The organism is Methanosaeta sp. UBA458 (assembly GCF_002496085.1).
Lineage (GTDB): Archaea > Halobacteriota > Methanosarcinia > Methanotrichales > Methanotrichaceae > Methanothrix > Methanothrix soehngenii.
Genome location: NZ_DAIK01000029.1, coordinates 1 through 4,771 on the forward strand (window position 1 = coordinate 1; position 4,771 = coordinate 4,771).

The window sequence follows — 4,771 nt, forward strand, 5'->3', positions numbered from 1 at the left end:
TCTGCTAACCGAAGACGCATGACAAGAGATGCGCTTTCCCGTTGCTTCGATCACTGGCCCGCCTGCACGACGAGCTTTTCCTGGCCATGACAGAGGAGCTGATGACCGACGGGCTGCGAGCGGGAGGCACTGGTGGAGGCATAGAGATCCGGTTGGAGATGGTGGTTGGAGGCAGGCAGTCAGCTGGCCAGACGTAGATATATTTGTATGATTATAATATTCGGGGCTTCGCTCAATTCCCATTTCCAAAAAAATCGATATCGCAGGTGCTGCACCATCCAGCAACCTTTGCCGCCACTGTATCCAAGCCACCCCGGTGCTATGGGGGCCAGGGCACTTCCGCGCGTAAAACCCGCGCGCTTCGCCCACTAAAAAAAACAGATTTCAAGGATTAATATTAATCTAAAGAAAACATTTCTCCAGCCGACACATTAATTATTCCATGAAGTTAGAGACTGCAAAAGGTCAGGCGAAATCTCATGAGTGAACGCTCCTCCGTCCAAAATCCCATGCTGCGCTATGTCGACCAGATCGGCTGGCATTATGTCAGTCCAAAAGATGCTCTCTGCCTGCGAGGTGGCGAGGCGGGCCTTTACTTCTCAGACATTTTATTGGCCCAGCTCCAGAAGCTCAATCCAGCTGTGCTCGACCCATCCCGCGCTTCGGAGATCCTGCGCAAGCTCAACCTCCTCCGTCCCAGCATCGAGGGTAACCGGGACGCTCTCTCCTGGCTGCGAGGTGAGCAGTCGATCTATGTGCCGGAGGAGAACAGGGAGAGAAATGTCCAGCTCATCGACTTCGACTTTCCAGAAAATAACATCTTCCAGGTGACTGATGAGTGGAAGCATAAAGGTGCCGCTTTCCCCAACCGGGCGGACGCCGTCTTTCTCATCAACGGCATTCCCGTTGCACTGGCTGAGACGAAGAACGCTGAGAAGAGAGATGGAGCAGCAGAGGGAATGACTCAGATCCGGCGCTACCACCTTGAGACTCCGGAGATGCTGATTTTGCCCCAGGTCTTCGAGGTCACAGAACTGATCAAATTCTTTTACGGCGCCACCTGGTCTACCTGCAGAAAGAACCTCTTCAACTGGAAGGATGTAGTGCAGGGCGACTACGAACACACCGTCAAGACCTTCTTTGACCAGAAGAGAATCCTCAAAGTCCTGCATGACTATATCATCTTTCTGAGCCGGGACGACGACCTGGTCAAGATCATACTCAGGCAGCACCAGACCCGGGCGGTGGAGAAGGTCATAGCCAGAGTCCGCGACCCGGAGAAGAGGCGGGGCCTGGTCTGGCATACCCAGGGCTCGGGCAAGACCCTCACCATGATCACCATTGCCTCCAAGCTCCTGAGAGAATCCCAGGGCGCCGGGGCAGAGAAGCCCACCGTCCTCATGCTGGTGGACAGAACGGAGCTGGAAAGCCAGCTGTTCAAGAACATTGCCGGCTATGGCATAGGCTCCGCCCAGATCGCCTCTTCAAAACGCGAACTGAGAAAGATCCTCTCCTCCGACTACCGGGGCCTTGTCGTCTCCATGATCCACAAGTTCGAGGACATACCGGGAGACATGTCAACCCGAAATAACGTGATTGTCCTGGTGGACGAGGCCCATCGCACCACAGGCGGAGACCTGGGCAACTACCTTCTGGCAGCCCTCCCCAATGCCACCTACATCGGCTTTACCGGCACGCCCATCGACAGGCTCACTAAGGGCAAAGGCACATTCAAGGTCTTCGGCATAGACGATCCCCAGGGCTATTTGGACAAGTACTCCATAGCGGAATCGATCGAGGACGGAACAACTGTCCGGCTCAACTATGCCATAGCCCCCTCAGACCTTCTGGTGGACCAGGAAACCCTGGAGAGCGAGTTTCTCGATCTGGCCGCCGCCCAGGGGATCAGCGATATAGACGAGCTCAATGCCATCTTAGACCGGGCGGTCAAGCTCAAAGAGCTGCTGAAGTCCCCGGACCGGATAGGCAAGGTGGCAAGATATGTGGCCCAGCACTTTCGGGATAATGTAGAGCCTCTGGGCTTCAAAGCATTTCTGGTGGCTGTCGACCGCCCCGCGTGTGCCGCTTACAAAGAAGAACTGGACAAATACCTGCCGCCTGAGTACTCCCAGGTGGTCTATTCGTCAATGCATAATGACCTCACAGAGCTGAGGAAATACTATATCAACGAGGATCAGGAGAAGAAGGTGCGCAAAGATTTCCTGAAGAAGGACTCCCTTCCCAAGATCCTCATAGTCACCCAGAAGCTCCTGACAGGCTTTGACGCTCCTATTCTATATTGCATGTACCTGGACAAGCCCATGAGAGATCACGTCCTCCTCCAGGCGATAGCCAGGGTCAACCGGCCTTATGAGGATGAGAGCGGCCTGGTCAAGCCCTGCGGCTTCGTCCTGGACTTTGTGGGCATATTCGAGAAGCTGGAACGGGCCCTGGCCTTCGATTCAGATCTGGTGGCATCGGTCATCAAGAACATCGATGTCCTGAAGCTGCTCTTTGAGACCTATATGACCGGACCGGCAAAGGAGTATATCGCCCTCTCCAAAGGTTGGGACGACAAATCCAAAGAGAAGGCCATCGATTACTTTAAAGATAAGGAGGTCAGGGAGAACTTTTTCTGGTTTTTCAGACAATTGCAGAACATCTACGATATACTCTCCCCCGATGCCTTTCTGCGACCTTACATGAATGACTATCAGAGTTTGGCCCGGCTCTATGGCCTGATCCTCAACGCCTATATGGATGTTTATGTAGACCAGGAGATCACTGCCAAGACCCGGGAGCTGCTGCAGAAATATACGACTGGCGGATCGATGGAGCCACCAGGAGCCATTCACGAATTGGGCCCAAAAGAGTTGAAAGCCTTAAGAGATAGCGGAGTCTCGGATACCACAAAGGTCCTTAACCTGAGAAAGCTCATCGCCCTGGCCTCCAAGGGCAGTAACAATCCCATTCTCCGACTGATCGGGGAGAGGACAGAGGCGATTCGGCAAGATTATGAGGACCGACAGATCACCACACAAGAGGCATTGATCCGTTTTGAGGGGCTGGCCCGGGATTATCTCAATGCAGATAAGGAACGAGAGAGATTAGGCCTGGATGAGAGTTCCTTTATCATCTACTCACTCCTGAAGCCAGAAGTGGAGGAAATTCTGCCCGCTCAGGCAAAGGAGATCAATACCCTATTCCAGAGCTTCCCTGACTATCGATGGGATGAAAAGCAGGAGCAGAAATTGAGGGCAGGTCTCTACAAATACATGCTGCCAATTGCAGGCAAAGAGAGATTCATCAAGCTTACAGATGACCTATTGAGGTTGCGGCGGGAATGAGATAATGAAAAAGCAAAAGCCAGGGGAAAGGCCCATAACTGACAGAGCTCCAATAGACAGAGTTGCCACCAACAGAGCCATAATTGTCAAAGCCGCATATACCACTCCAATAGACAGGTCGCTTGCGGAGAAATCCGCAATAGACAAAGCCTCAACAGACAGATGGCACGATGCCGATGATCTAAAATGGACCGCACGCAACTGGGCCTCCAGAATGGGGGTCAAAGTCCCCCAGATCTACATCCGCCAGATGACGACCAAATGGGCATCGATATCGACTTCGGGACATCTTACTCTGAATGCTGAGCTTCTGAACATTCCAAAGAGCCTTGGCGAATTCGTGCTCGTCCATGAGATCGTGCACAGGCTGGTTCCAAACCACGGCATGCTCTTTAAGAGCTTTCTCTTTGCCTATATGCCCGATTGGCAGGAGCGGGAGCGATCCTTAAGAAGCCTGGAGAGAGAACGGATTGAGCAAAAGTGATGCTTATCGATCATTTTTTCATCACCGCTTTTTCTATCCAACGTCCTTTATCGCCATTGTATCCAAGCCACCCCGGCGCTGAGGGGGCCAGGGCACTTCCGCGCGTTTAACCGCGCGCGTCGCCCACTAAAAAACAGATTTCAAGTATTAATATTAACCTCAATATATCAAGAACAATCGACAGCCCACATGTATTTCCAGGCTCTGATAGTCGCCGGCCTCTATCACGCGCAACAACCGCGCGCTGCGCCCCACTGAAAAGAGGCATAAGAAGCCACAACGCAATCATAATGAAATCATCATTATAATTCCAGGATGTCTCTGAGCTAACTCATGATAACAGTTAAATCCCATACTGGAATAGAATCCATTATGTTCTCAGAGTACATCAGAGCAGCTTTGAGTCGGGCCAAATACGAATCCCTGGAGGATGGCTCTTACATGGCTACGGTAGCCGGCCTTCCGGGAGTGATCGCTACCGGAGAGACGATCGAAACTTGTCGGGACGATCTCATTGAAGTAATTGAAGAGTGGGTTGCCATACGCCTGCAAAGAGGCTTTGCTATACCGGCCATCGATGGTCATACGATAGACGTCTCTGGGGAGCCGATGGCTATTGTGTAAATTGACTCCGGTCCCTTACCGCGTCCTCATAAAAAAGCTCAAAAATCTGGGCCTGGAGGGACCACACTCTGGCAACAAGCACCCTTACATGATCATTGGAGAGACGGTTATCATATTGCCAAATCCTCATCAGGGCAGGGATGTGGATGTTCGCCTGATCAAGACCATTCTGAAAGATGCCGGTATATCTCGAGAAGAATGGCTTTCAGCTTAGTGAAAATTGCAGGTCACAATCGACTGATCCAACCTGCAAGGTGAGTTCTCCCGAGTCATGCGAGAGGGGCTGATGGCCGGCAGGCTGCGGGTGGGGGCGCTG

General features: G+C 52.4%; 5 protein-coding genes. All 5 read left to right on the plus strand.

What is annotated here, in order from left to right:
- The first annotated feature begins 41 nt into the window (after positions 1–41).
- The 5 genes from BP822_RS01860 to BP822_RS12850 all read left to right on the plus strand — a co-directional run bounded on the left by BP822_RS01860 (position 42) and on the right by BP822_RS12850 (position 4,669).
- Complete coding sequence (locus BP822_RS01860) at positions 42–197, plus strand: hypothetical protein (protein ID WP_286877593.1); 156 nt, start codon at positions 42–44, stop codon at positions 195–197.
- Between the two features lie 282 nt (positions 198–479).
- Entirely contained in the window at positions 480–3,347 is a 2,868-nt protein-coding gene (locus BP822_RS01865; protein ID WP_273279030.1) for a type I restriction endonuclease subunit R, read from the plus strand.
- Between the two features lie 4 nt (positions 3,348–3,351).
- Positions 3,352–3,831 (plus strand): M48 family metallopeptidase, encoded by a 480-nt coding sequence (locus tag BP822_RS01870; RefSeq protein ID WP_273271190.1) that lies wholly within the window; start codon positions 3,352–3,354, stop codon positions 3,829–3,831.
- Between the two features lie 333 nt (positions 3,832–4,164).
- Entirely contained in the window at positions 4,165–4,455 is a 291-nt protein-coding gene (locus tag BP822_RS01875; protein ID WP_273271189.1) for a type II toxin-antitoxin system HicB family antitoxin, read from the plus strand.
- Position 4,456: 1 nt separating this feature from the next.
- On the plus strand, positions 4,457–4,669 hold the full coding sequence (locus BP822_RS12850) for a type II toxin-antitoxin system HicA family toxin (protein ID WP_320352286.1): 213 nt from the start codon (positions 4,457–4,459) through the stop codon (positions 4,667–4,669).
- Positions 4,670–4,771 lie beyond the last annotated feature (102 nt).